This is a genomic window from Aromatoleum evansii (assembly GCF_012910805.1).
Taxonomy (GTDB): Bacteria; Pseudomonadota; Gammaproteobacteria; order Burkholderiales; family Rhodocyclaceae; genus Aromatoleum; species Aromatoleum evansii.
Genome location: NZ_WTVK01000005.1, coordinates 37,543 through 63,928, shown reverse-complemented (window position 1 = coordinate 63,928; position 26,386 = coordinate 37,543). Strand labels below are relative to the sequence as shown.

Genomic DNA, 26,386 nt, shown 5'->3' with positions numbered 1-26,386 from the left:
AAAGACAACGGGCTGTTGTTCTTGGACTTCCGTTTTCGGGATGTTCGGTGCAGGGAACAAACCGCACTGTCCGACAACCAGACGAACCGCAAGCGCCTGCAGAAGGTGCTTGAACGGATCGAAGCCGACATCGCTGCCGGCACCTTCGACTACCGCCGTTACTTCCCGGCGAGCCGCAACGCGGCGAAGTTCGATGCGCAGCCGGCGGCAGCGAGCACCGTCGCCACGGAACTGAAGGGCTCCGCAGCGTCGTCCGTGCCTGGAACACCGCTCTTCCGCGACTTCGCGGAGATCTGGTACGCGGAGAAGGAGGTGGAGTGGCGCAGGAGCTATCGCACCACGATGCGCCGCGCGCTCGACCTGTGCCTGATCCCGCGTTTCGGGGAGACGGAGGTCGGCAGAATCACCAAGGCTGACGTACTTGCCTACCGCGCCGAACTCGGCAAAGTCACCGCGCGGGGCAAGCGAACCACTCTGTCTGCGGCACGGATCAACAAGATGCTGAATCCGCTGCGCCAGATCCTCAACGAAGCGGCCGACCGATTCGATTTTCGCACGCCCTTCGACAGTATCAAACAGCTGCGCATCAAGCGTGTCGATGTCGAGCCGTTTTCGATCGAGGAGGTCAAACTCATCCTCCAGACGGTGCGCCCGGACTTCCGCGACTACTTCACGGTGCGCTTCTTCACCGGGATGCGCACCGGCGAGGTCGATGGCCTCAAGTGGAAATACGTCGACTTCGATCGGCGCCTCATCCTCGTGCGCGAGACCGTAGTCAATGGCGAGGACGAATACACCAAGACCGACGGTAGCCAGCGCGAGATCCAGATGAGCCTGCTTGTGTTCGAAGCGCTCGAACGCCAGCACGCGGCCACCGGGAAGCTCTCGCCTTACGTCTTCTGCAACCGGCACGGCAAACCGCTCGAGCACCGCAACGTCACTCAGCGCGTGTGGTACCCGCTGCTGCGGCATCTCGGCCTCAAACCGAGACGCCCATACCAGTGCCGGCATACCGCCGCGACCCTCTGGCTCGCAGCCGGAGAGTCACCCGAGTGGATCGCGCGGCAACTCGGGCATACCACCACGGAGATGCTCTTCCGCGTCTATAGCCGCTACGTCCCCAACCTCACGCGGCGTGACGGCTCGGCTTTCGAGCGCCTCATCACGGGCGCGATCGCCGACAAACCGCTCGATGTCGTCGCTGTCGATGCTGCGCAAACCGAGGAGAACTGCCATGAATGAGCAACAACTTCCTGTCCCCAGCGCCGCGAAGGATCTCCTCGTCGAGAGGCTGCCGCTGGTCTTCCGCATCCAGTCGATCGCACGTCTGCCATTCGACGCCAAGGCCATCCGCACGTGCGCAACGCTCTTTCATGAGCGGGCAACGATCCGGGTCGAATGGCTGTCGCAGCACCCGGATGTGCGTCTCACCGTGGGCAGTCTCGTTTCGATCCGCTGGTCCGGCCGGGCGGTCACCTTCGATGGTGCAGTGCGCATTGCGCGCCTCGTGCTCATCGAAAAGCCTGTCCCCGCGCTGAATCTCTTCGATACGATCCCCCATCGGTGGCTGCGTGATCGCGAACTCGCCAAACGCGGAGCCGCGCTGTGGAAGGAGTTGCCGCGCGGGTTCCAGCACCTCTTCAATGCGATCTTTTGGGACGGCGGGCGTTTTCGCCGCTTCGTGGAGGGGCCGAGTGCAATCAACGGCGACCATCATGTCCGAAATGGCAACCTGCGACACAGCATCGATGTCGCTGGGCGGGCCATGGAGGTTGCGGCCGCTTACCCCGCGGCGCACATGCAGGTGCTGATCCTCGCGAGCTTGCTGCATGACGCCGGCAAGGCCGACGAGTACCGCCTCGCCGGCGGACACGTCGAGCTTTCCGCGCGTGGTCGCCTTGTCGGTTATCGCCACACGGTCGTCGAATGGATCGCCGTCGCCCGTGCATGTCATCGCGTCATCGTGTCTGACGCGGATTACCTGGCGCTCATGCATGCGCTCACCAGTGCCAAGGGAGTGCCGCCCAACGTGGGCCTGCGCGAGCCGCAAAGCCTCGACGCGACCATCCTGCAGTTTGCGGACGGGCGTTTGACGCGGAGCGATCTGATTGGTCGCCACATCCCGCCGGACATTGGATTCGCTCGCTACCACCCGCATCTCGGGGCGAGACCCTTTGCCGTCCGACCGGCTGTTTAGGACGCTGCGACGAGCTACGCATTCTTGGGGCTTGAACCGGTAGTAAAGCGGCATAGCCTGTGTTTCAAGCCCGCCCACCTTCCTCGCGGCGCTTCGCTCATCGCATACAGGGCGGCAACGCGCCGCCACTCAACGAAAGGACATATCCCATGACTGAAACCGGCAAACCGGATCCTGACAAGGGTGCCGGCGCTCGCAACGCCGACCACAGCTGGTCGCTGCTCTTGCTTGCCCTGCTGTTGCCGCTCGCCGTGATCGTCGGAGGCATGTCAATCACGTATTTCGAGAAAGGTGAGTTGCTTCTGACCGCTCGCGGCTGTCGCGTAATGGCGCATCACGGCGTGACGGTCCAGGCGATCGACGAGGAGGGGCTTTCCGTGCCCGGTTTCACTTCGCGTCGGATACGAACCGTTTCGGCACGATCCGGATCGATACCCCCAGGGGACAAATCGACATCGACATGCCGGCGAGTGAAGTGCCGCGCAGGCAGGCCGATTGAGGGATGAGGGGCCGGCGGCTTCGCAAGGGGCCGAGAGGTCACAGACAACCAAATCCGAGGAAATCATGACCGAACAGCAGTCGAACAACGAACCACACCGGCCTTTGGATGACCGACTCTTCCCCCTTGCATTCATGGGGTCGCTAGCGGTCGCCGTGCTGGCCGCCTGGTATGATATGCAGCCTGTCGATGGTCAGCTGATCCTGGTCGACACGGCCTGCAAAGTGATCAAGTACCACGGAGGGAAGGTCGAGCGCATCGAGGGGACGAATTTGTGCGTCATGCGCACCAGTTTTCGTGAGCCAGAGCATGGCAGGATGGCTCAAGTGAGCGTTGAAACCGACAGCGGTTTATTCAAAGTCGAACTGCCAACATCGGAGATCGTGAGCCTGGCCATCAGATGATTGCGGCCTGCCTCGCCTTGCGGGCGGATGGATCGGCCCACGGTGATGAGGCAATTCCAGACGGATACAGTACGCCGCGGAGGGCTTTGTCTCTACTCTTCACCGGTAAATCGGGAACGTGCACGTTTCCGCACAAATCAGGGTTTTCATGAAGCAAGTAAGCATCCCAGTGATCGATCTGTTTGCCGGCCCCGGAGGGTTGGCCGAGGGCTTTTCGGCCGTAAGGAACGCCAGTGGCGAACGGCTATTCGATGTTCGCGTCTCGATCGAGAAGGACCCGGTTGCCCATCGCACGCTTTCCTTGCGAGCCCTTTACCGAGGCTTTCCCGAAGGGGGAGCTCCCGACGCCTATTACGACTACATTCGCGGTTCGATCTCGCGGGATGAATTTCTCGCGAGCCCGGCTGTGGCCCGCGAAGCGCAGCGCGCCGCGCAGGAAGCAAGGAATGCGATCCTTGGCGAGACACCTGCGGCGGAAATTGACGAATGGATCCAACGGGCCGTTGGTGGAGTGGATCCATGGGTGCTGATTGGCGGCCCTCCGTGCCAGGCATACTCGCTCGTCGGTCGCTCCCGTATGCGTGGGGCCGATCCAAAGGCGTTCGAAGAGGACAAGCGTCATTTCCTCTACCGGGAGTATCTGCGCATCATCCGCAGATTCAGCCCCGCCATATTCGTCATGGAGAACGTCAAGGGCATTCTTTCATCGACGCATGGCGGTGGTCTGATCTTCGAGCGCATATTGGAGGATCTGGCGAGTCCCGGTGGGGACTGCGACTATGAAATCCGATCTTTCGTCGTTCCCGGTGCGGCGGGGAGTCTTGCGCCAAGCGATTTCGTGATCAGGGCGGAGGAGCATGGCGTCCCGCAGATGCGCCATAGGGTAATACTCTTCGGAATCCGCAAGGACTTGACGTGGCAGGCGCATGAAACGCTCGCGCGGGCGCCGGTGCCACCCGTTTCGGTGAGCGAGGCTATCGCGGGACTGCCCCCGCTCCGAAGTCGTCTTTCCAGGGAGCCGGATTCGTTTGAATCGTGGCTGGATGTGTTCCGGACCGCTGCACGGAGCCTCAAGGGGTGGAGAGGTGAAGTCCGGACCCGAGTGGAGGAGCGCATGCGCTCGGCCAAGAGAATTGCCGAGGCGCATCGCTCACACGGCGCGCCTTACACAATGGGATTCGTTCAAACGGGACGCACCCTTCCGCCTGAACTTAGGCGTTGGTATGAAGACGGCCGACTGGGCGGTGTAACCCTCCACGAGGCACGCTCACACATGCGTCCTGATCTGCATCGGTATCTGTTTGCGTCATGTTATGCGGCGGAGTTCGGTATGGCGCCGAAGCTGTCGCACTTTCCGGAAGCTCTACTTCCGAAGCACGGCAATGTTGATGACGAGGATCCTCCGTTCGCCGACAGGTTCCGCGTGCAGCTCGCGCGGCTACCGTCGACAACCGTCGTATCGCACATTGCAAAGGACGGGCACTACTACATCCATCCCGATCCGTCCCAATGTCGGAGCCTCACGGTACGTGAGGCGGCACGTCTTCAGACCTTTCCCGATAACTATTTCTTCGAGGGCAATCGTACTCAGCAGTACACGCAGGTCGGGAATGCAGTCCCGCCCTACCTCGCGCGCCAGATTGCGGAAGTAGTAGGACGATTTGTCGAAGAGGCACGGCCTCGTTCAGAAAAAATCAAACAGGATTTGTGCAATAACGCGCTATAACATTTATTCGATCAATCATACGGCCAGCTCCTGCATTCTCACTCTTCCCTTTTCTTCAGCTATTTGCCCATTGTCGCCGGCGATACCGGTGCTGCTGAACAGCCAGTCTATCCATCTGAACCTCTACGGTAGGAGCGAAGCTGTTGAAATGGGCTCTAGCCACGGCTTAGCGATTTGGCAGTTACAGCGTGATCTCCACGCACACCTTGCAGCGATCCTACGAAGCCGTCCGCGTGGTCGCTGGTCTTTGATTAAGAGCCAAGCGGTCTTGCCGCCGACTTCCGTCCTCGACCTATTACGACTGATGGTTCGTACGGGCTGCCTCCCATAAGTAAACATGCAGCCTCATTCCCATAACTACCGACCTGATTGCGTGCGAGATCAATTAGTATTGATGGTCAGTCGCGACTTGCCTTCTGAAAATCGTATTTGTCATAGACCGTCTTCAGTTGCGCAATTTTGTCCTTCAGCGTAACGGAAATAGATTTACTGGTTTTTATCACCGCTTTCAGTTTTTCCGTGGTTACGGCTTTGTCATCAGAAATAAAAGCGATCTCAACTGTTTCCTTTACCAGCGACTCGATGTCCGCACCGCTGTAGCCCTCAGTGTCTTTGAGAAGTTTGAGTACATCAACTTGATCGCCAAGCTTTCCTCGCTTTTTCAAGTGTATCTCAAAAATACGCCGTCTTTCCTCGGGCGAGGGAAGATCGACGATAAAGAGTTCGTCAAAGCGCCCCTTACGTAAGAATTCAGGCGGCAGAGCCGATATGTCGTTCGAGGTGGCGACGACATAAACTGAGCTTTCTTTTTCCTGAAGCCAAGTTAAGAATTGTCCGAACAGCCGTGTGGTCACGTCGCTACCACCGCCATATCCACCGAGACCCGAGAAAGCTTTTTCCAGTTCGTCAATCCATAGCACACAGGGCGAGACCGCTTCGGCGGTCTTGATCGCGCGCCGCATATTATTTTCGCTCTCACCAACGTATTTGCCCATCAGCTTGCCAACGTCCAGACGCAATAGCGGTACGTTGAACTGACTCGCTGTGGCTTTGGCGGTTAGGCTCTTGCCGCAACCGGGCATGCCGACGATGAGAAGACCCTTAGGCAGATCAATGCCAAATCGGCGCGCCTCGCCCAAATGGGTGAAGATATGAGACTTGTCCTGAAGATACTTCTTGAGGTTGTCCAGGCCGCCAACGTCGCTGAGCGTGGAGTCGAAGGACAGGATTTCGAGGATGCCAGTTTTCTTGATGATCTGTTCCTTCTCCTCCAGAATCAATTTCTTATCCGCTGCTGCGATTAGTCCTGAACGCTGATAAGCAAGGTTTAGGATTTGCCGAATTTCGAAATCGCTCAATCCTTTGAAGGATACGCACAGCTCGTTGATATCTTCCGGCGGGATGGGGATTTGAAATCCATCGGCGTAATCGCGGATGATGCTCTCGATTTCGCGGGATCCCGGCAGGGGGATGTCGAAAACCGTTACCATCTTTTCCAGCTCAGACGGAATTACTAGTTCAGAGCAAACCAGAAAGACCGTGACATAGACACCCTCACGGAACATCGTGCGATCAGCGATTGACTTCAACCGGGCAATAATGGTGGCATCGGCGCTTTCGGGGCGGAACTGACGATGCACATCCTTTAACACCAGAAATGCATTTTTTGGTTCGTTGTCGTCAAAGGCGGAGAGGAAACTGTTCAGGTTGTCGCTGCCGGGGTGCGCGCCCGCTGAAACTTTGTGCCGAAAATCAACGTGGTGTCCGGCTTCGTTGTATTCATAAATTTTGGTATCTTTTTCTGCGATGCTTGCTATCAGTGAGTCTACTGCATGGGAATCAAAGTGATTGATGTAAATGATTGGGCGCAAAGCAGAAACATATGCGGCTAGCTTTGTAGCGAATTGCGGATTGTCTTCCCTGCCCATCGTCAAACTTCCATGTATATGAGTTTATCAACCGAGCTGTTGCTCTTGTAGTCAATACCGTCGAGGATGGGGAATTTGCCGTTTACATCATCCGCTTTCAGTTCCTCACCGTGTATTCCGCAATTGCGTATGAGATTATTATCATTCATCTGAATTATGAGATAGCGGGTCCCTCTGGGTTTCAAGTCTTTCCAATAGCCTTCTGTTTCTCCTGCAAAGGCTTGGATGTGCGGTAGGGTGGGATCTGGCCATGCAATGGACATGTCTTGCTTAACTTGAGAAAGTTCCTTGGCAATGTGAGGACGCATGTCAGAATTCGCCAAAGTTGCCAGAATGACCATTGGGTGCGACTTGATAAAGCGTTCGTAGAATGCACGCGCATCAAGTATATAAAGTTCAAAATAGCGCGAGAAAATCTCTGCTACGGCGGATTTGATAAAGGGATAGTCACCGCTTCGCTCCTCAATGCTTGAAAGAAGCTTCGTGTAATTCCCGTGGTACGCAAGTATTATTTCTTTTCTCTTTATTTCTAGATTTTCATAGCGCTCCAATCGCTCTGCTTCTCTTCTCCGAAACGCGAATGGGTAGGCAGCAATTTCGATCTGTTTATTGGTGGCGTCGCCATGAAAAATACGGCACAGTGCCTTTGCCGCATCTATATCGTCATCCGGTATTCTTTCGAGTTCGGCAATCTCTTCGGTCAGCCTGCGCGTTTCAAGCCAGCGTTTCAGTAAGCCATTCCTGTAGGAAGAAAGAATGTCTTCTATATTGAAGTTATCTCGAAGTTCGTCAAGGTTGCGAACCGGATGGCCGTCGAGAATCAGATTGAATTTTATAGCCTTGGTCATTCTATGGCCCCCCGCATTTACTAGCTGAAAATACTACCGATAAAATTACCCACACGACTGGCTACGCTTTTTGTTCCTTCCCATAGACTGGATGCAGCGGATCTGACGCGATTCGCCACGGTCTTAGCAATGGCCTTGCCGCCCTCCCAAACGGCGCGGCCGATAGTGCTGCCAGCAATTCCTCCCACAAGACCACCGGCAATGCCACCAATAAATGTGCCGAGCGGCCCGAGTACGGACCCAATAGTAGCCCCCAAGGATGCTCCCTCAACTCCAAGTGCCAAGGAGCCAATCAAGCTGCAGGTAGCGTCCCCTGCGCGATCCACGGCTTCCTCATCGCTGATTTTTCCAGATGCAAAGTCAGCAAGCACTTTGACATTTTCGATCCCGACGCATACTGCATTAGCAATTTGACCCGCAGGCGTGCGCTTCAATACCGCGCCAAGCCAGCCGCTTTTGCAGGCCACGACCATGCCGCCGGTCACGGACACAGTGAATCCAGCACTTGCACCTGACTTTAGCGCGCTTTCCGCAAACTCTGCGGCGTCTTCCTCAATGCTACTGTTAGTCTGTCCGGTCAGGCCGTTCCAGATACGTCGCCCAAGAATGCGTGCGCCTTGGAAGCCAATTGCCAGCATCGCGGCGACACCAGCCTTCTGGCCGATGTTCTTGGCAATAGCTTTGCTGTTAACGTCGTTCCACTCATACTGCTTTGCCTCCTCTTCTTCTTGAATTTTACGCTGGCGCTCCTTTGCTTCCTCTTTAGACAAAGGCTTTGATTTTACGTCTTCATGTTCGATAACCTCGGTGCTGTTCTTGATGGCTTTCCCATGCCCCTCTGGGACCAGCTTTCTTTGACCCCGATAGTCGCCCTTTTCAAAGAGCTCTTTGGTGGATTCCGCATCGGAGCCGTATTTTGACTGATAGCGCTTGACAATCTTACCGTTGCCGTCTCGGATAACAATATCGACAGAATTCTTGCCATAGGTTTCACCCGGAGCAGGCTTGAGTACTTCAGCGCGGTAAGGGCTTCCCTGTGCCGCGGCTTCCATATTGAAGCTCTCAACGTGGTGTTGTTCGGCGATGAAGCCATCGAGATGCCGTGACTGGTTGATTCCGCCGTCCCTGCGATACATCAGGTCAATGTTGTCTTTGTTCGCCTGATCGAGGGCGTAGTCGATTTCGGCAGCATAGCTTCCAACATTGTTCACACCCTGAGCCTTCGCGCCGCTCTCAATAGCGGATTTGAGATAATTTTCCCGCGACATTCCCCGATCACGGTATTCGGCGAGTTTCTTTTTTTCTTCCTCGAATCGCTGCACCCGCGCAACAATAGTTTGTGCGGTGCTTTTGCGCTCATCAGCGTCTTTCCATATCTCCGGATAATTGGAAAACTCGCTATCCAGCCAAGCTGTATCTGACATCTCCTCAGACTTGTGGCTATAGGAGTGGACAAAGGACAGAACGGTATTGCGCGCCTTTTGATGGTTTTCACCCGCCGTTTCTATCTCCAATGCCTTTTCGACGATATCAGCCACAACCTCGGGATGCTCTGCGTCTTCCTCAATGCGATGGGCGAGCGCGTTCATGGTTTCAGAACGGTGTTTGAGTTCGGTTGTTTGGGTTTCGGTCATGCTATTTAACTCCCTATTTCGTATGCGGCAAATCTGCGAGGCCTGTGACTGCCTGCATCATTCCTTTCTCATGCACAACTCTTGTTATTCTCCTATGACCACACATTTATTATAGAAATGGCATGCAGATACGTCACAGGCATTTTTGGATATTTTAGCTCGACGGAGACTAACGATGTATCAACCTTGGCAGCCAAATTGCCTTGAGGTCAGCTGTACGTCTGTTAGCTGCCTCTCGTTCGCGTCGGTCGTGACCGCATCGGGCGAAATCATGACCCACATATGTTCGGGGGCGTCATGTTCGATCTGCGAGTTCAGGCCTCCCTGTTTTACAGCTCGCCGTACCCGGACTCTCGATCGATCCATGCTCGGAGCGCAGCCCGCAGCGATGACTCGCTCTCCTTGTTGCGGATGGAGCACTCCCAAACAGTGAGGACGCGCCAGCCTGCCATTCGGAGTTCGTGCACGGCTTTCTGATCACGCTCGACATTTGCTAGAAGCTTCTTGGCCCAGAATTCGCGATTCGAGGTTGGCATCTTGGCATAGGGACATCCGGCATGCTGGTGCCAGAAGCAGCCGTGCACAAAGATTGCGACCTTTCGCGCCGGCAAGACGATATCGGGTTTGCCTGGCAGGTCTTTTCGGTGGAGTCGGAAGCGCAGGCCCGCAGCAAACAGGGCCCGCCGGACAGCGAGCTCCGGAGCGGTGTTCTTGCCCCGGATTCCGGCCATCATGCGACTGCGGGTTTCGGGCGGGACGATGTCTGTCACGGTGCGGCCATCATCGAACTTCGGGAATATCCGACTGCGGCTTCGAATAGGCTGCGACGCGCACCCTGTCCCAGCACTCGGGCTTCTTTGCCCATTCGGAAATCATCCGGCCGCCGGAGCTCCTGTGCAGGGCGTCGTTGACTTCGACAGCCCAGGTCGCAAGTTGCTGACGCAGTTGCTTCGAGATGTCCTGCTGGTTCCAGATTCGATCCAGGTCAATCCGGTCGCCCAGTTTGGCGGCCAGCACCGAGACGAGATATGCGGCGACATTACCCTGGAAGGCAGGAAACATCGGGCGGACGAGTGCGCTGGTACGCTTGAAGAGGATGGCCTTTGCGATCATGGACTTGTACTCGCGAACGTCGGGCAGGGGCCGCGGGGGCTGGTCCTCTTGATCGCGAATGCTGTCCATGAAGCGTTCGAAGTTCTTTTGCGAGCCGAGGCTGACGAGATCCGGACGGCAGTCCCAAGCGTTCAGGTATTTTGCGAGATCCGTCTTGGTGATCTTTCGTGCAGGCGGGGTGACGTTTGTCTTGATGTGCTTCAGCCGCGCGGGTGTGTTGCCCTCGCGGGCAAGCATCGTGTTGTAGCTTCCTGCAGCGCGCTCGTAGAACCACCGCCCGACGCCGTCCGGACAGTAGGTGGTCTGTGAAAGCTTTTCGATTTCGATGTGGAATGGCTTGTTTGCCGACAGATCCGACTGACGCACCGAGTTCTGGCTGTTTGCATAACGGGAGATGTCGGAGATCAGTGCTTCCTCGGCGGCGGCATCGGTCGAGCGGAGAATGATGACCTTTGCCGGCACCCGGACTCCTCTCAGGTCGATTTCGGGAGACTTCTTCTTCGAGAAATAGATCGACGCCGTCGTCTGGCCGCCATTCACGATCTGCATCCCCTTCAGCCAGAGCAGACCGGGCCCGCCGTCTGCCGTCGTGCCGAAATGGGCCTCGTCGGCGACGACCACGATTCCGTTGTTGTAGGCCATGAACCGTTCGGGGTCGTTCTTCAGGGTATCCCGGATGCCGCGATTGACCTTGCCGGCTGCACTGAGGAATGACCGGACGTTTGCTTCGAGCAGTCGTGCACCGTACTTCTCATAGATGAATCGCAGGGCCTCGCCGGGTATGACGGTGAGGGCATAGTCGTAGTCGCTCATTTCCGAGGGAACATAGACGCAGGGCAGTGCGGTTCCCGAAACTTCCTCGAAGTTGACGACGAGCTCGTCGCGGGGTTTTCCCTCGGACCAGTGCCGGTGAAGCCGCTCGATGTCCATCACCTCGAGCTTGATGGTCTTCCCGCCGACCTCGCGCGCCTTGAAGTATTTTGCCTTTGCCTTGCGGTCCGTCAGAACGTAGATCCGGATCTGGTCGAGTGTGGCGTATGCCCCTTCGATGTTCAGGGCAAGCAGGTAGGCGTCGTTCGACTCGTCCATGGTTCTGGAGAGCTTGCCTTCCGCGCAGGTCGACAGGAAGCGGAGACACTGGTCTGCCGCGGTTTTCGTCTCCGTGTCGGTGATGGATTCAATAGTGTCGGAACCGGAATAGAGACTCACGAAGAGGTCCAGCTGGTCGGACTCGTCGGAGATCGCAAAGCCGCTGAGGCGCACGTTTGCGTTGCCCACCTTGGCCGAGTAGTGGCAGATGTTGGGTTCGAAGGTCATGCCGATCTCGGACATGTGCTGCATGACGACCTCGGCAAACACCGACTCAGGATAGGGATATGCCGTGCCAGCCGAATTGAGCCGCTCGCCGATCTCGGCGCGAACCTCTGCCTGGGTCTGTTGAAGAAATTCCTCAAGTTCCATTATTCGGTCAATCCAAGTTGTGCGAGGACATCATCCAGCTGATGCGGGATACCAGAGATGAGGTCCAGATCGAGTTCATAGCGTGCGGCGCGGATCTCGGCTGGCGTGGTGGCGCGGGTCAGCCGCGGAAAACCTTCCGACACGAGGAGAAACCGGGTGCCTGCCGGCTTGAAGCGGCGGGTGTATCGATCCGCCACGTCATCTAGGTATCCGGCATGCAAGAGTCGGGTATTGAATGTGACGAGTGCCGCGGGGCCCTCCGCAAGACGGGTGCGAAGGGCACTGACCGTATCCGGCAGCGAGTTTCCCAAGGGATCCAGCGCGAGTCTGACTCCGGCCAGGAACAGCGGACTCGCAATCGTGTCGTCAAGCTGGTCAAGCGAGCTGACTTTGGCGGGGAATCCTGCCGGAGAGATCGTCGACTTCACCTCGATCGCGCCCGTGCCGAAGGTGAAATCGTGCAGGCCGTCGAGGGGGCCCTGCCAGGCCTTTAGCACGACTGGTGCAGGAAGGTTCGCGTCAAGGAGCCCGTTGAGGAGCTCAAGCTCCCCGGCGAGTCCGACTTCTGCCTCGGGACTCAGTACACCGTCCGAGTCGCGCCGCATGAATTCCTGCCACGCCGCTATTCTGGAGAGAAAAACCTCCACGAGGCGTTCATTGGATGCGTCACGCAGCTGTTCGAGTGTGCCGAGCACGTCCAGTGCCATCATCGCGAACAGATCCAGACGGCCCGCCTGTTGGCGGCGTAATGCAACCCAGACATGCCCCGGTTGCCCGGGTACTTCTTCCCGCGAAACAAGGAAGCCGCGTCCCTGCGGCAGCAGGTTGGGTGGCGGCAGTCTGGTAGGAGCGAAGCCGACGAGCAGTGCCTCCTCATTGCCCGGGAAGTGCCTGCCGGCGAGAACCTTGCAGGGGCTCTTGCGGGCGATCGGGATTGTCCGCCAGCCTTCACTTTCGGGGTGGCCGGCCAGCGCACGCCAAGCAGCCTGCAGCTCCTCGCGCTCACTCTGCAGGGCCATATTCCTGCTCCCATAGGACGTTGTTCACCTTGTATTCGATCTTCACGCCGGAATCGCTGCCCGGGAAGCTGATGCCGAAGGCCACTATGGGCGGAGTATCCTCGTCGAGACCGAGTTCGCTTTCCTTCGGATCCAGCGTGTAGATGAGAAGCACGCCGCGCTCCGGATGGGCGGCGACCCCCTCTGCCCCGAAGCCGCGAATCCTCCGGATCGACGGTCCGTTCGGAAGTTCGGGAAGCTTCTGCTCCTGAAGCCGTGCCGGATCGGGCTTGCGCGCTGCACGTGTCAGTGCGAGTGCCGCTTCCCATTCGGACTGGCCAAGATCGATCGCCTCGTCCTTGGGGTCGAGAAGTCTGCCGATCGAATAGCGATCGGCGACAGCCTTGTCACCCGTGCGCTTGTTCATCCTGATCCGATAGCCCGGGGCAAGCTCCTTTTCCGCCCCGGAGCCGCTGCCCATCACCATCACCGTCCATTTGGTCAGTTCGCCGATGCGGGCCATCGATCCGACGAATTCGGCGAGCATTGCACTGTTGACCTTGTAGGCCGCCGGGTGCGTCTGATACGAACCGAGGAAATCAATGATCGTTGTTGCCGGCACGTCATTCCAGAGGAATCCGGTCCAGCTGTCGATGCGTTCTCCCCGCGAACGCTTGGGGTTTGGTTCGGTGGGCCCGCCCATCGCTTCCACGAGCCGCCTGGTTGCTCGCAGGTTCGCCTCGAGTCTTGAGGCCTCGCGGTACAGGGAAACGGTTTCGAGAACCTGCCCGCTGAATGACAGGAGAAGATTCCTTGCCGCCCGCATCTTGAGTCTGGATGTGACCATGAGCACCGGATGCGACTGCACCTTGAGCCCGTAGTCACGCGGCGTTGCCCCACTTGCAGCCATGAGGTCGAACTCCTCGCGCAGTTCCTCCGATGCATCCGCGATATGGCCGAACCACTCGATCAGTTCGTCGGTCGTGTAAAGTCGGCAGAGATCCAGATAGCCTGGACGGTATCCGAACCAGCGGCCCATCTGCATCAGGGTGTCGTACATCTTCGAGGCTCGAAGGAAGTAACTTACGCAAAGCCCTTCAAGGGTCAGTCCGCGTGCGAGCTTGTCCCCGCCAATCGCGATCACCTTGAGTCCGGTAGCGTTGTGTTCCGCGTAGTCGAGCGCATCCTTGGCGGTGCCGTTGATCATCCTGACGTCGATTTCCGATACGGCATCCGCAAGCTGGGCGGCAACGTCGCCCCAGGCGGGCAGAGGGGGGGAGTCCGGAATTTGCGACGAGGTTGGCACGAAGTCGCGCTCCCACAGCGCCTGCAGCCGTCCCAGGATATGGTCCGCGTCGATGTTTCGGCAGATCCTCTGGCGAAGGTGGCTCAGGTGCCCATCCACCTGTTCCAGCACGGCCTGCTGCACATTGTTGAAGCGTGTCACATGGATCAGCATCGACGCGTGTTCCCGCGCCTGCCCGCGCAGACGTCTGACCGCGCATGTGATCAGGAAGCAGTCGATCGCCTCTACAAGCGAGGAGGGAATCTTCTCGGGGCTGTCGTGCCGAGGCCGGTGACCATTCTTGTGCCCTTGGGGCATCCAGCCGCTGCGGCCGTCGGGCGTTGCGTGGTCCGTCACCTCGCGCACGAGCGGCAGACCGCCGGTGCGCCCATCCGCCGACGTCAGGCCGAATACCCGTGTCGGGCCGACATAGTTTGACGGTGCTGCCAGATTCACGATGAAGGCAGCCGGGAAGATGTCAGGGCCCTCCTCGCGCGTGATTCCCCGTTCGTGAATGAAGATGTTCGCAAAGGGAGTGGCGGTGTAGCCGACATACGCCGATCTGGAAAACGCATGGAGGATCTGACGGATCAGGCTGTTGATCGCCTTCGGCTGGTGCTCCTCGTCGGGCATCCCGTTTTCGTCGAACATCTGCTCGCCGGTATCGACCGATGCGTGGTCCGCTTCGTCGTCAATGATCAGCAGGGGCAGATGCGTGACGATCTTTCGTCCGGTTTCGGGATCGTGCGTGTTGGCTGCATGATTGCGGATCCAGTGCAGCAGTCGGGTCAGCACCGTCTTGTTCTTCTTCACGACGAACAGCCACGGCCGCTGTTCCGGTGTGATCGCGAGGTGCTTGGCCACCTTGGTGTTGAAGTCGCCGTTGTCTGCCCGCGTCGTCGCGCAATTCGGCCGGATCGCTGCATCGCGTCCGTCGGCTCCTGCCCCGATGTACTCGACCACTTCGGGGTTCGGGTTGGTCGCGAAGCCGAGGAAGCCCTCGTCGAGGCGTATCTGGGTCTGCGAGCGCAGGTTGTTGTGCAGACCTGCCAAAACGATGATGATCTTGTATCCGGCGTCGGCTGCCTTGCAGATCAGCCCGGTGTAGCTGCCGGTCTTTCCGGACTGCACATGCCCGACGACGAGCCCCCTGCGGTCCCAAGGATCCGTGCGTTGCGGATCCTCGAGGAAGCCGAGGACGGTGTCCGTTGACTGATCGAGGGCATCCACAGCCTTCCATGACAGTTTTCCCTCCAGCCAGTCGCGGTACCTCTGCCAGTAGCGCCAGTCCCTTTTCCGGTCGACGGTGAGCCAGGGGATGTGTCCGACATCGTTGCTCAGGGTGGTGTCCTGTCCGATCCACACGCTGAAACGCCTGATCAGCTCGTCGGTCACCGCGTCGCGGTCGAGCCCCTCTCCCCAGGAGCGTTTCATTGCCACGACCATGTCAATCTTCTCGGCGATCAGTGCCGGTGTGATCGATGAGCGGTCCTCCTCGTCAAGAAGGAGTTCCTGCACAAACTTGATGACGCGCTGAGTGTTGTCGCTGGAAGTGTCAGCCATATGATTTCAGGAAGTTCGGATGAAATGTCAGGGTGCGGCAGGAACGTCGGGCAGTGCAGCCACCAGATCCGGGTACAGGTGGAACGGATCGGTGCGCAGAAGCTGCAGTCGGGCCTGCTCGGGTGGCACGGACTTGCGGGCCACAAGGTTGCGGTACATGACCTCGAGAACCGCGTGCACTTCACTGGGAACCTCTCCGGCGAACCCCGTGCGCGGTGTCTCGCGCCCCTCGGCTGTGTCAAGCCAGATTCGCTGCACAGGGACTGTTTCCTGGATGACGCGGAGCATCGCGAGAATGTCCGGCGCGAGCGTGCCGGCGTTCTCGAGGACGGCTTTCACTGCGGGATGATCCTGGTCGATTCGGTAGCGCATTCCGCCGGAAAAGTGTTCCGCCACCCAGGCCTGCATGATCGGGTCGCCGCCGACGGCGTCGCGCACGGATTGGCCGCGGTGGGCAAAAACCTTGCGGGCTCGCGCCCGCGTGTCCTCGGCGAGACGGGTCAGGCGCTCCCGTGCGCAGAGGGGCGGACGGGCGGTCGACTTCCGGATGTCGATCTTCCAGTCGGCGTCGGCGGTGTTGGGAATGTCGAGCCTGATGCGGGCAAGGCGATGTGCCTCCTCCTTCGTCCATGCCCGGCCACGGCCAAGCCCCAGCCATCCTCCGGCGACGAGCAGTCGCTCATTGCGGTAGACGTAAAAGCCCTGCTGTGAGGTCCACCCATCCGGACCCGCCATGACTTCATGCTCCTTCGCATCGAGGCGATCCTTGTGAGGCAGCACATGACACTGCACCTCGATGATCCCTGCGTCCGTCGGGATCCGTTCGGTCGGCGATGACCAAGTCGCCGGGTGGTGCGGCATGAAGGGGTTCCACGGCGACACAGGGCGGCCATTGATGCTGAGCCTGAGCTTCGGTGCGGGACCGGCCAGAAACCGGTGAAAGACCATCGCGAGGTGCTGCTGGACGCGATCGATGAGGTCCAGAAATTCCTGCTCGCTGCATCCAGGCGTGACGATGCGGTCAAGATGCTCCCAGAGCACGAGGGTCCCGCTCTTCACCGAATCCAGCCGGGTCAGGAAGTGACTCGACCCTTCGGCCGGGCCTTCGAGGAGATGCCATCCATCATCTGTGCTGGCTGCGATCACGTCCAGATCCCAGCGAAGGCATTCAGTCTGGCCTGTGCGGCGACTTGCAACGGTCAGTCGCCGGCACTGGGAGAACGAGGCGGTCTTGAGTCCGAGTCCGAAACGCCCGAGATCCTGCGGGCTTCGCTCGGCGAGGGGGTTGATCTCACCGAGGCGCATGGCCCGATCGAGCATGTCGGCGTCCATCCCCTCTCCGTCGTCCAGGATCGTGATGGCACTTCCTGAGCCATTCCAATTGAAGGTCAGGTCAACATTGGTTGCGCGGGCTGCGATGCTGTTGTCGATGATATCGGCCAATGCTGTGGCGGCCGAGTATCCGAGACCGCGGAGCGCCTCAATCATGGCGCCAGCGCGGGGCGGTGCGTGTCTCGATCTCATGGTCATTGGGGGCTGAGATCTAGACATTTACAAAGCCCAGTCTGGTGACCCACCGGAATCCGAGGCGCGTCAGTTCCTTCACGAGAGCGCGCTCTTCGGGCGTCTTCTGGGTCTTCACCCGAATCCAGACCTGCCCGGTTCCATCCTCTTTGCGTTGGTCGTCAACCCTGACGCCCGATTTCCGCGCGAGTCGAATGGCACGGTCGATATTTGATTCGCCGGTCGCTTCCTTCTCGGGGGCGGTTGGCAAGGTCGTTCTCGGGGGGGGCTGCAGATTTGGATGGAGAGACGAAGGTGTTGCGATCTGCTCCTGCGTCTCGGCTGGCAAGCTGCGCATGGCTGCTGTTCCATTGCTCGCGGCCGGCGGTTTCAAGGCAGGACGCGGAATGCAGTCGAGGAAATGCCTTAGGGTTTCGCTGCGCGAGGGGTGCCTGAGGCGACCGAGTGCCTTGGATTCGATCTGTCGTATGCGTTCGCGTGTAACGCCAAATGCCTGACCGACGCTCTCGAGTGTCTCGTCATCCCCGTTCTTCAGGCCGAAGCGCATTTCAAGCACCTCGACCATACGTGGATCGAGTTCGTCCATCATGGAGCGCAGGACGCGACCAAGCGCTCCCTGCATGGCAATTTCTTCGGGGCCCGGATTGGCGGATTGAAGCCACTCGGCGATGCTCGTTGCCCCGGGCGCGTCATTCATCGGATCGTCGAGGGATATGCTGCTCCGATCGACCGTGAGGGCCTTTCGTACCGTTTCCTCCTTCATGCCTGCGCTGGCGGCTATTTCTGCCGCTCCGGCCGGAAGTCCCCGTGCCTCAAGTGTGCGTCGTACTCGTGCCACTTTGTTGATCGACTCGACCATATGGACGGGCACTCTGACGAGGCGCTGCTGATCGGCGATGCCGCGCGTTATTGCCTGCCTGATCCACCAGGTTGCATAGGTGGAAAATTTGAACCCGCGTCGATAGTCGAATTTCTCGACGGCCCGAATGAGGCCAAGGTTGCCTTCCTGGATCAGGTCGGCGAACGGAAAACCTGTGTAGGTGTACTTTTTGGCGATCGAAACGACCAGCCTCAGGTTTGCCTCGATCATCGTTTTGCGTGCCTCCATCATCGACCCGAGGCCTGCAGCAATCCGCGTGGCGACGTCCGTGTGGCCAGACGACTGAATGATGGCGTCGCCCACTTGCGCCAGGAAGTTGATGTTCAGGCCCAATGCCCTGAGAAGGGTGGCAATCTGCTCCTGAAGCGGGGCGGGAATTTCGGGTGTCCCCGTGGAGGCGTTCACAAGGCTCCGAAGTGCGACAAGTGTCGCGTCGAGTTCTGGTGTTAGCGCCTGTATGCCGCCTGCTTCATCCTCCGATGATTGATTGTCGTCGTCATCGGAGGACGCGGATGAATCATCGAGTGCCGCGTCGAGGGCCTCATCATCCGAATTGCCTCCCTGTCGGCCAAACATCGAACGGCCGTCAGCCTCGCCACGACGGATGGCGTCAGCGGCCGCGAGAACCACTTCGACTGCAGCTCTGCACGAGGCTACCGCGTCGATCGCGTCGGATACGCCTGCCTCCATCCGACACGCGATGTCGGCTTCATCTTCGCGAGTGAGCGCATGATGGGGGCCAATGTCCCGGATGTACAGTTTGAGGGGATCGGTGTTGTCCGAGCAGACTTCGCGGAAAAACCGGAGGGCCTCCTCCGCCGCATCTTCGTCTCCCGCATTCAATGCTTCGCAACCGTGTGCCTCGGAGCTGAAATCGGGCGCCGTGTCTTCAAGATAGAGACCGAGGTCGTCAATCAGCCGCTCGAGATGTCTCGCGAGGTCCTGATCCGGAACTTCCGCCTCGTCGCTGCATGCCTCCAAGACATCCGATCGGCTTACGTAACCAACCGACAATCCCCGAAGCAGCAGCATGCGGAGACGTTCAAGATCCTCCTCGTCCAGTCGCCGTTCGCGCCGATGGTCAGTGCGAATCTCCGGCAGATCGATCTCAATGTCGGACCAGTCTTCGTCGGCGCTTGTTGCCGCATGCGCGGAGATTGCCTGCTGGATGCATCTTGCAGCCTCGGCATGTCGCGAGTCGTTGGGCGGGGCGACTGCCTCCGTCTCCGCCTCCCAACTGTCGAATGGGCTGTCGTCCGCCGCTTCCGCATCCGGGGGCGCCGGCTTTTCTGCGTCTGAATCCTGGCCAATTGCAGGCAAGCCGTTCGCTTCTTCTTCGTCCATCTTTTTTGTGAGGAACCGACGCAAATTGGCGGCAATCTCCTCCTTGCCTGCGGCGAGGGCAAGGTGAGTGGCATCCAGCCCGCCGGGATCCGTGATGGTGGGGTCGGCCCCTGCCTCGAGAAGCAGTCTGCAGGCCTCCGCGTGACCTCGCTCTGCCGCGAGCATCAGCGGAGTCCGACCGTGTTCGTCAACGGCATCCAGATCGTCACCTCGGCGGATATGCAGGCGAATGGCCGTTTGCACGCCGGCGACGGCGGCCATCCTGAGCAGCGGATTCAGTGACTTCTTCCGGAAGGGGCCCGGATCGTTCAAGACCATTTCCTCTAGATATTCCGGTTGCGGTCCGAGAGGGGCGCAACCCATGACAGGCATGTGAATAATGCGGCATTCACCAACGGCATATGAAACAGAGTTTATCGGCAAAGGCGATCGGTGGGGCATGTCTTGTGTTTGGGCGAATGTGTAGCAGTGCGCGAGTGCTCTGCCTGCGGTGCGCTCTCAGCCCCGAGCGCGGGCGTTACGCATCATCGACCGCCAGCGACCTGTTTGCTCACGATGTCCGTGCATGGTCCGAATGGACTTTGGTGCCATGCATTTTTGATATGCTCATCGCTCGACTTGGGTAGAACGGAGCTACGCTTGAAAAGCGCCCTCTTTGTGGATTTCGACAACGTGTATTCGGGCTTGCGCAAGCTTGATCCGGCCATGGCGGAACAGTTTGCACAGAAGCCGCAGCGCTGGATGCAGTGGCTCGTCTCGTCGCTCGAGTTGCCCGAACACGCCCCGGCGGACGCCCGGCGCCGTGTGCTGGTGCGACGCTGCTATCTCAACCCGCAGGTCTATCAGCGTTTCCGGCCGTCATTCAATCTGGCCGGGTTCGAGATCATCGACTGCCCGGCGCTGACGAGCGAGGGCAAGACCAGCACCGACATCCATATGGTGCTCGACATCGTGGATCTGCTGCAGCATGAGGCGCACTACGACGAGTTCATCGTCTTCTCGGCTGATGCCGACTTCACGCCAGTGCTGCGCAAGCTGCGCCGGTGGGATCGTCGCACGACAGTGCTGGCCATCGGATTTCCGTCGGCGGCCTACCGGGCATCGGCAGATCTGCTGATCGATCAGGACAGTTTTGTCCGGGACGCCCTGGGCTTCCGAGACGAGGAAGGGGCGGCCGTGGAGTCCGGGCCCTCGCCGACGTCCCCTGCGGGGGCCGCGCACGTGGTGGGTGCTGCCCAGCAACTGATTCGGCGCAAGGTCGCGGAGTCCTCGGCGCCGATCGCCCTGTCGCTGCTGGCCTCGACCATCCTCAAGGAAGTCGAGGGAATGGACGCCACGAGCTGGGCGGGATTCGGCAGCTTCCGCAAGTTGGTCGAGGCATCGGATTTCGCGCCCTGCGTCGTTTGTTGGGACGGAGGGGGCGTCATCCACGATCCGCGGCGGCACGCCCCGCCCAAGGCGACCGCGTCCAAGGTCAGAGTCGAGGACGAGCTCGATGCGGTCATTCGGCTGATCCGGACGGAGGTGGCGGCATCGCCTCAGCCGGTTCCGTGCGGGCGCATCGCCCAACTGATCACCGTGCGCCACGGAGCCATTGCGGAAGACTGGAACGGATCGGGCTCATTCCGGAAGATGATTGAATCGCTCGATCTATCGCCGTTGGCGATTGACTGGAGCGGGGCGGGTGGCCGCATCTACGAGCCTTCGCGCCATTCTCTTGCATCCGCGAACGGTGCCAAGGCCGTTGGGGGAGGCGTAGCGGATTGGGGGAAGGATGCGGACCTTCTCCCCCTCGCAACACAGATTCATGACGTGATCAATGCGCCATTGTTTCCGCCTGCCAATTATCAGGCCCTGTTCCGACTGCTCGCAGCGGACCTTGTCGAGCACCCGTTTGATCTAAATGAAACCGGGAAGAGGCTGCGCGACAAGGTTCGTGCGGAGGGGCGACCGATCAATCGCAGTCAGGTGAGCTGGATTCTGCTCGGGCTTCTTCTTCGCGGGCACCAATTTGGTGGCGGGCAGGACGACCACGTCACGCTCGCCCGCAAGACGGCGGACAACGTCCGGTCACTTTGCCTGCGCGAGCAGATGATTGTGGACGCCAACGTGGATGCGTCGATCAGCCGGTGGATCGTAGGGGGGCGTGACACCTGAAATCGCGGCGATACGTTACTGAAGGCTTCGATGCGTTGGCCCCGTTTCTGGCCGGAGGGCGGGATCTGCGGACGTCCGGTCGCTGTTGTCCCGTTGGGGTGGCGGCTGCGGTCGAAGACTGCTAGCGTGGATAAGACGAACGACTGACCGAGTTGCTCGATGAAGCTGACCATCGCCAAAATTGCCAATCGATCGCTGATCGCGGGCCGTGAAGGCCGCGTGATTCCCCTCCCGCCAGGGGGAGTGCCTGTACGGACGGCCGAGGATCGGGCGCGACTGGAAGCGGCTGCGAGGCGGCGCAATGACAAAAGGAAATATCCGGTCCTGCACGAGGCTTGAACGCGGCCGCATGCAGCATCGTCATGGCCCCTGAGCGGCTGGCATCCGGTCGCCAAGGTTGGTGTTCCGCACGCCGGCTGGGCTGCAACCTCGTGGATTGTGCAATCCACAAGGCCTCGCCGGCGCATCGGGGCGAACCGTCCGCGAGCGTGTCGAAGGCGTGATTTGGCGAGGACGATCCCTCAGCTCGGTCCGACACTCCCGCCATGCGACTCCAGCGCCCGGGGGAAGTAGTGCAGTCCCTCGTCGGTCTTGCGCCGGTACAGCCGCGCCGGCCGCCGGCTCGTCTCCTTCATCTCGTCGAGCTCCTCGACCAGGCCTGACGCGAGGATGCGTGTGCGAAACGCCTTCTTTTCCAGCGACCGGCCCAGCACCACCTGGAAAACCGCCTGCAACTCGCTCAGCGTGAAGGTCTGCGGCAGCAGATAGATCGGTAGCGACGTGTATTCCGCCTTGCCGCGCAGCCGTGCGAGCCCTGCGCCGAGCAGGCGTGCGTGGTCGAAGGCGAGCGGTGGCAGGGCAGGACCGCCCGCCGGGGGCTCGAGCGGGAACCACCTGAGGTCGGCAGCATTGCCCCCGCGGCGAGGATGGAGCGTCGCGGCCGGCAGAAGGGCCAGGTACACATGCGTCGTCGACCATCCGCGCGGATCGCGCACGGCATCGCCCCAGCTACCGATCTGCTCCAGATGGGGCGCGACCACCCCGGTCTTGTCCAGCAGTTTGCGCCGCGCGCAGTCCTCGAGACTGCGATCGTGTTGTGTGTCGACGATACCCCCTGGCAGTGCCCACCGACCGGGGAAGGGTTCCCCGGGGGCGTCCTCGCGCTGCACCAACAGTACCTGCAGCGTGGCGTCGAGGAGCGTGAGGATGATGACATCCACCGTGCACAAGGGGCGCGGGTAGGGTTCGCATGCGGCGGGGGCCGCGTTGTGTTTCGCCATGGCGACATATCCTCAGTGAGGGTCCGCGTCATTGTAGCGCTTGACAGGTGGGACTGTGCCACCTAAATTAGTGGTACAGAAACACTTTATGCGCAGGATGCGCGAAACGGAGGGCATCATGTTCGGAATCCGCTTCATCAAGGCCGATCCCACCACCTACCTGATGCAGGTGCGCGGCGGCCGCATCGTGCGCGAGGGCGCGGGGCAGTCCTTCTTCTACTACGCGCCGGCGAGTTCGCTGGTGGCGGTGCCGGTCGGCAGCCAGTTGTTGCCCTTCATCTTCGAGCAGACCAGCGCGGACTTTCAGGCGGCGACGGTGCAGGGATGTCTCTCTTACCGCATCGCGGACCCCAAGAAGATCGCCGCCATGCTCAACTTTACCCTCGCCGCCGACGGCCGCCGCTATGCCGCGGAGGATCCGGAGCACCTGCGCGGCCGCGTCGAAGGTGCGGTCGAGGTGCTCGTGCAGCAGGCCGTGAGCCGGCGCAGCCTGCGCGACTGCCTGCAGGGCGCGGAAGCGATCGCGGGCGAGGTCGAGGCGGCGCTTCGTGTGCGCGGCGACATCGTCGCGCTGGGCCTGGAGATCCTCTCCTTCGCCGTGGTGGCTGTGCGCCCCAAGGCGGAGACCGCGCGGGCGCTGGAGGCGGAGGTGCGCGAGACGATCCTGAAGGCGGCTGACGATGCGATCTACGCGCGACGCAACGCTGCCGTCGAGAACGAGCGTGCGATCCGCGAAAGCGAGCTCGACACCGAGGTTGCGGTGGAACTGAAGCAGCGCACCATCCGCGAGACCCGCATGGCCGCCGAAGCCTCCATCCGCGAACGCGAGGCCGCGCTGCAGGCGGCCGATCTCGAGGCGCGGATCGCGCTCGAAGGTCGTCGGAAGGAATTCGTCAGCCTCGAAGCGGACAACACCCGCACCCGCGCCGAGGCTGAAGCCTACCGGATTGCGGAAGCCATGAAGGCGGTCGGCAGTGCCGATCCCCGGATCGTGCAGGCGCTCGCCTCGGCCGGGATGGCGCCGGCCCAACTCATCGCACTCGCCTTCGGCGGCATCGCCGAGAAGGCCGAGCGCATCGGTCAGCTCAACCTGTCGCCAGACCTGCTGCAGTCGCTGCTGGGCGCAGGCGGCGCGAAGTAGGCGAGGCTCGCCGGTCATGGCGACCATCCTCGATCGCAAGATCATTCTCGTCACGCGCAAGACGCGTCTCGAAGAACTGGTGCAGCGCTTCAACTCGCTCGCCCAGGCGCGCTTCTACCTCGAACACCTCGGTGCCGACTTCGCCGGCTATCAGCGCGAGCATGACACCTACCGCGCCGCGCACGACGTCGTGATGCAGGCGGTGGCAGCGTTTCCGCGACGCCAGACGCTGGATCGCCAGTTCCTGCCCAATTTCCTCTTCGGCCCGGACGACATCGTCGTTGCGCTCGGGCAGGACGGACTCGTCGCGAACACCATGAAGTACCTCACCGGGCAACCCCTCATCGGGGTGAATCCCGATCCGACGCGCCATGACGGGGTGTTGCTGCCCTTCGTGCCCGGGGATCTGGGTGCCGTGCTCGCCGATGTCATCGCCGACCGTCGCGGTGCGCGTGCCGTCACCCTGGCGCGGGCGAGGCTGTCGGACGGGCAGGTCCTTCATGCCGTAAACGACCTCTTCGTCGGTGCGCGCACGCATACCTCCGCCCGTTACGAGATCACGCTGGGCGAGCGGCGCGAGACCCAGTCCTCGAGCGGACTGATCATCTCGACGGGGCTCGGCTCGACCGCGTGGATGAAGAGCATCATCACCGGCGCGCGCGCGATCGCGGCGGGGCTGGGCGCCGCCTCGACGGCACTGGCGGAGGCCTACGCACCGCTGGCGTGGGACACCGACCGGCTGCTCTTCGCGGTGCGCGAACCCTTCCCGAGCATCGCCAGCCAGACCGGGCTGGTCTTCGGGACGGTCGAAGCCGGGTGCGAGTTGCGTCTGCGTTCCCTGATGCCTGAAGAAGGGGTGATCTTCAGCGACGGGATCGAGGCGGACTACCTGCGCTTTACCGCGGGCGTCGAGGCACACGTCGGACTTGCGGCGCACCGTGGCGCGTTGATCACTTGAAGTGCGCAGGCTTGCGTGTAAGGTGGAGCAACAGGGCGCTCGAGAGGGGCCGTTGAACGAGATTGGGGGAGGGGGACGCATGCAGCAGGGCATCACACGCACTCCGCGAAAGGCCGCCCGGGCGATTGTTCGCATCCGGCCCGGCCGAATGATCGTGATCCGGCCACCGCTGTTGCGGATGCTCGGTGCCGACCCGGCGGAACTCATGATTGACCAGGACGGGCATCGTCTGGTGATCGCGCGGCGTCCCACTCCGCAGGAGGCACGTCTGGCCCGTTTCAAGGCGCGACTGGCGAGCCGTGGGGCGGGCCGTAACCGGCCTTCATCGACGCTCCATTGCACTTGAGAGGGCGCGTCATGAAACCGATCATCGCGCTGGACGCCGACGGGGTACTGGTCAATTACCACCATGCGTATGCCGACGCGTGGGCCCGCGCCTTCGGCGCGCGGCCCGCCGTGCGCGATCCCGAGGCGTATTGGCCGATGGACCGCTGGCAGGTTCGTCGGCTGGACGGCGACGAGCTCGAGGCGTTTCGGGCGTGCTTCGATGCAGCGTTCTGGTCGTCCATTCCCGCGATGGCGGGGGCGGTCGAGGCCTGCCACGAGTTGGTGGCGGCCGGCTACGAACTGGTCTGTGTGACTGCCATGGAGCTGCACTTCGAAACCGCGCGTCTTCACAACCTGCACAGTCACGGCTTTCCCATCTCGCGTGTGATCGCGACCGCGAACGCGGCGGCCAAGGTCAGCCCCAAGGCCGCGGCCCTGCGCGAATTGAGGCCCGTGGCCTTCGTGGACGACTATCTGCCCTACCTGCGCGGAATCCCGGAGGACATCCACGCGGCGCTCGTGCTGCGTGAGCCGAATGGATCCCCGAACCGTGGAGACGGGCTGTCGCGCGTGGATTCGCAACACGCAAACCTCGCCGACTTCGCACGGTGGTGGTTGAACGAGCGGGGATCGGGTTGAGGCGGCTTTCCAAAAAACCATTCAGGAATACGATCTCTCATGGAACGCAAGCTGAGTTACGTGGTTTTCTGGGAAGAGGGCGCCTTCGTTGCGCGCTGCCTTGACATTGACGTGGCAAGCGATGGACCGACAGAACAGGAAGCCGTGGTGAGTCTGAAAGAGGCTCTTGAACTCTACTTCGATGGTCACAAGGACGCATTGATGGAGTTGCCGTGTCGAAGCTATCGGTTTGGGCAGGTGGCTATCCACGCCAAGGGGTAGTTCGTGTAGGTCCCAAGGTCAATACCACCGCGATTGCCTTCATCAAGTACAACTCGGCTTCTTGGTCGTTGAGCGTCTGCTTAGCTGCCGTACAGACTTTAGACAGATGGGCGACAGGTGTTCTGCGAACAACGGACCTACAGGCCAGCGCAGTTGCGAAGGTCTCCCTTCCTGACTAGCGAATGCGAACTCTCGGCCCAACCCGGCCCTTCACCGACA

General features: G+C 60.4%; 22 protein-coding genes. 12 read left to right on the top strand and 10 right to left on the bottom strand.

Features of this window, described 5'->3' with window-relative positions:
* Positions 1-21 precede the first annotated feature (21 nt).
* From GO615_RS03550 to GO615_RS03530, 5 genes are all read left to right on the top strand, one after another.
* A complete protein-coding gene (locus GO615_RS03550) occupies positions 22-1,242 on the top strand; it encodes a tyrosine-type recombinase/integrase (protein WP_246262128.1) in 1,221 nt (406 codons plus the stop codon).
* A complete protein-coding gene (locus GO615_RS03545; protein ID WP_246262127.1) occupies positions 1,193-2,197 on the top strand; it encodes an HD domain-containing protein in 1,005 nt (334 codons plus the stop codon). Before GO615_RS03550 ends, GO615_RS03545 begins: the two co-directional genes overlap by 50 nt.
* Before the next feature lie 149 nt (positions 2,198-2,346).
* Positions 2,347-2,703 (top strand): hypothetical protein, encoded by a 357-nt coding sequence (locus GO615_RS03540; RefSeq protein ID WP_169125672.1) that lies wholly within the window; start codon positions 2,347-2,349, stop codon positions 2,701-2,703.
* A 58-nt stretch (positions 2,704-2,761) separates the two neighbouring features.
* Positions 2,762-3,100, top strand: a complete 339-nt coding sequence (locus GO615_RS03535) for a hypothetical protein (protein ID WP_169125671.1) — start codon at positions 2,762-2,764, stop codon at positions 3,098-3,100.
* Between the two features lie 148 nt (positions 3,101-3,248).
* The gene (locus tag GO615_RS03530; RefSeq protein ID WP_169125670.1) at positions 3,249-4,826 is read left to right on the top strand and encodes a DNA cytosine methyltransferase; all 1,578 of its coding nucleotides are present in this window, start codon (positions 3,249-3,251) and stop codon (positions 4,824-4,826) included.
* A 398-nt stretch (positions 4,827-5,224) separates the two neighbouring features.
* Here GO615_RS03530 and GO615_RS03525 read toward each other — a convergent pair whose 3' ends face one another.
* From GO615_RS03525 to GO615_RS03485, 9 genes are all read right to left on the bottom strand, one after another.
* Positions 5,225-6,754, bottom strand: coding sequence for an AAA family ATPase (locus tag GO615_RS03525; RefSeq protein WP_169125669.1), 1,530 nt, complete (start codon positions 6,752-6,754; stop codon positions 5,225-5,227).
* 2 nt (positions 6,755-6,756) lie between these two features.
* Positions 6,757-7,602, bottom strand: a complete 846-nt coding sequence (locus GO615_RS03520) for a hypothetical protein (protein WP_169125668.1) — start codon at positions 7,600-7,602, stop codon at positions 6,757-6,759.
* A gap of 20 nt (positions 7,603-7,622) precedes the next feature.
* The gene (locus tag GO615_RS03515; protein WP_169125667.1) at positions 7,623-9,236 is read right to left on the bottom strand and encodes a hypothetical protein; all 1,614 of its coding nucleotides are present in this window, start codon (positions 9,234-9,236) and stop codon (positions 7,623-7,625) included.
* A gap of 329 nt (positions 9,237-9,565) precedes the next feature.
* Positions 9,566-10,006, bottom strand: a complete 441-nt coding sequence (locus tag GO615_RS03510; RefSeq protein WP_169125666.1) for a DNA mismatch endonuclease Vsr — start codon at positions 10,004-10,006, stop codon at positions 9,566-9,568.
* A 10-nt stretch (positions 10,007-10,016) separates the two neighbouring features.
* Positions 10,017-11,810, bottom strand: a complete 1,794-nt coding sequence (locus GO615_RS03505; protein WP_169125665.1) for an AIPR family protein — start codon at positions 11,808-11,810, stop codon at positions 10,017-10,019.
* A complete protein-coding gene (locus tag GO615_RS03500) occupies positions 11,810-12,829 on the bottom strand; it encodes a PD-(D/E)XK motif protein (RefSeq protein WP_169125664.1) in 1,020 nt (339 codons plus the stop codon). The genes GO615_RS03505 and GO615_RS03500 overlap by 1 nt, the downstream gene beginning before the upstream one ends.
* Entirely contained in the window at positions 12,813-15,656 is a 2,844-nt protein-coding gene (locus GO615_RS03495) for a Z1 domain-containing protein (protein ID WP_169125663.1), read from the bottom strand. The genes GO615_RS03500 and GO615_RS03495 overlap by 17 nt, the downstream gene beginning before the upstream one ends.
* Before the next feature lie 27 nt (positions 15,657-15,683).
* Positions 15,684-17,144 carry an ATP-binding protein gene (locus GO615_RS03490; protein WP_169125662.1) on the bottom strand — a complete coding sequence of 487 codons (1,461 nt, stop codon included), beginning with the start codon at positions 17,142-17,144 and terminating at the stop codon, positions 15,684-15,686.
* Between the two features lie 55 nt (positions 17,145-17,199).
* Entirely contained in the window at positions 17,200-19,716 is a 2,517-nt protein-coding gene (locus tag GO615_RS03485; RefSeq protein WP_211166937.1) for a sigma-70 family RNA polymerase sigma factor, read from the bottom strand.
* 327 nt (positions 19,717-20,043) lie between these two features.
* Between GO615_RS03485 and GO615_RS03480 the strand changes: the two genes are divergently transcribed.
* Positions 20,044-21,561 carry an NYN domain-containing protein gene (locus GO615_RS03480; protein WP_169125660.1) on the top strand — a complete coding sequence of 506 codons (1,518 nt, stop codon included), beginning with the start codon at positions 20,044-20,046 and terminating at the stop codon, positions 21,559-21,561.
* Positions 21,562-21,720: 159 nt separating this feature from the next.
* Entirely contained in the window at positions 21,721-21,900 is a 180-nt protein-coding gene (locus tag GO615_RS03475) for a hypothetical protein (protein ID WP_169125659.1), read from the top strand.
* 182 nt (positions 21,901-22,082) lie between these two features.
* On the opposite strand, the gene GO615_RS03470 is transcribed toward GO615_RS03475, so the two are convergent.
* Complete coding sequence (locus GO615_RS03470) at positions 22,083-22,841, bottom strand: NUDIX hydrolase (RefSeq protein ID WP_169125658.1); 759 nt, start codon at positions 22,839-22,841, stop codon at positions 22,083-22,085.
* Positions 22,842-22,959: 118 nt separating this feature from the next.
* On the opposite strand from GO615_RS03470, the gene GO615_RS03465 reads away from it, so the two are divergent.
* The 5 genes from GO615_RS03465 (at position 22,960) to GO615_RS03445 (ending at position 26,167) form a co-directional block, all read left to right on the top strand.
* Positions 22,960-23,982, top strand: a complete 1,023-nt coding sequence (locus GO615_RS03465) for an SPFH domain-containing protein (protein ID WP_169125657.1) — start codon at positions 22,960-22,962, stop codon at positions 23,980-23,982.
* Between the two features lie 16 nt (positions 23,983-23,998).
* Positions 23,999-24,940 carry a diacylglycerol kinase catalytic domain-containing protein gene (locus GO615_RS03460; RefSeq protein WP_169125656.1) on the top strand — a complete coding sequence of 314 codons (942 nt, stop codon included), beginning with the start codon at positions 23,999-24,001 and terminating at the stop codon, positions 24,938-24,940.
* Positions 24,941-25,019: 79 nt separating this feature from the next.
* Entirely contained in the window at positions 25,020-25,286 is a 267-nt protein-coding gene (locus GO615_RS03455) for a hypothetical protein (RefSeq protein WP_169125655.1), read from the top strand.
* Between the two features lie 11 nt (positions 25,287-25,297).
* Positions 25,298-25,906: an HAD family hydrolase gene (locus tag GO615_RS03450; RefSeq protein ID WP_169125654.1), complete on the top strand. Its 609-nt coding sequence runs from the start codon at positions 25,298-25,300 to the stop codon at positions 25,904-25,906.
* 39 nt (positions 25,907-25,945) lie between these two features.
* Positions 25,946-26,167, top strand: a complete 222-nt coding sequence (locus GO615_RS03445; protein ID WP_169125653.1) for a type II toxin-antitoxin system HicB family antitoxin — start codon at positions 25,946-25,948, stop codon at positions 26,165-26,167.
* Positions 26,168-26,386 lie beyond the last annotated feature (219 nt).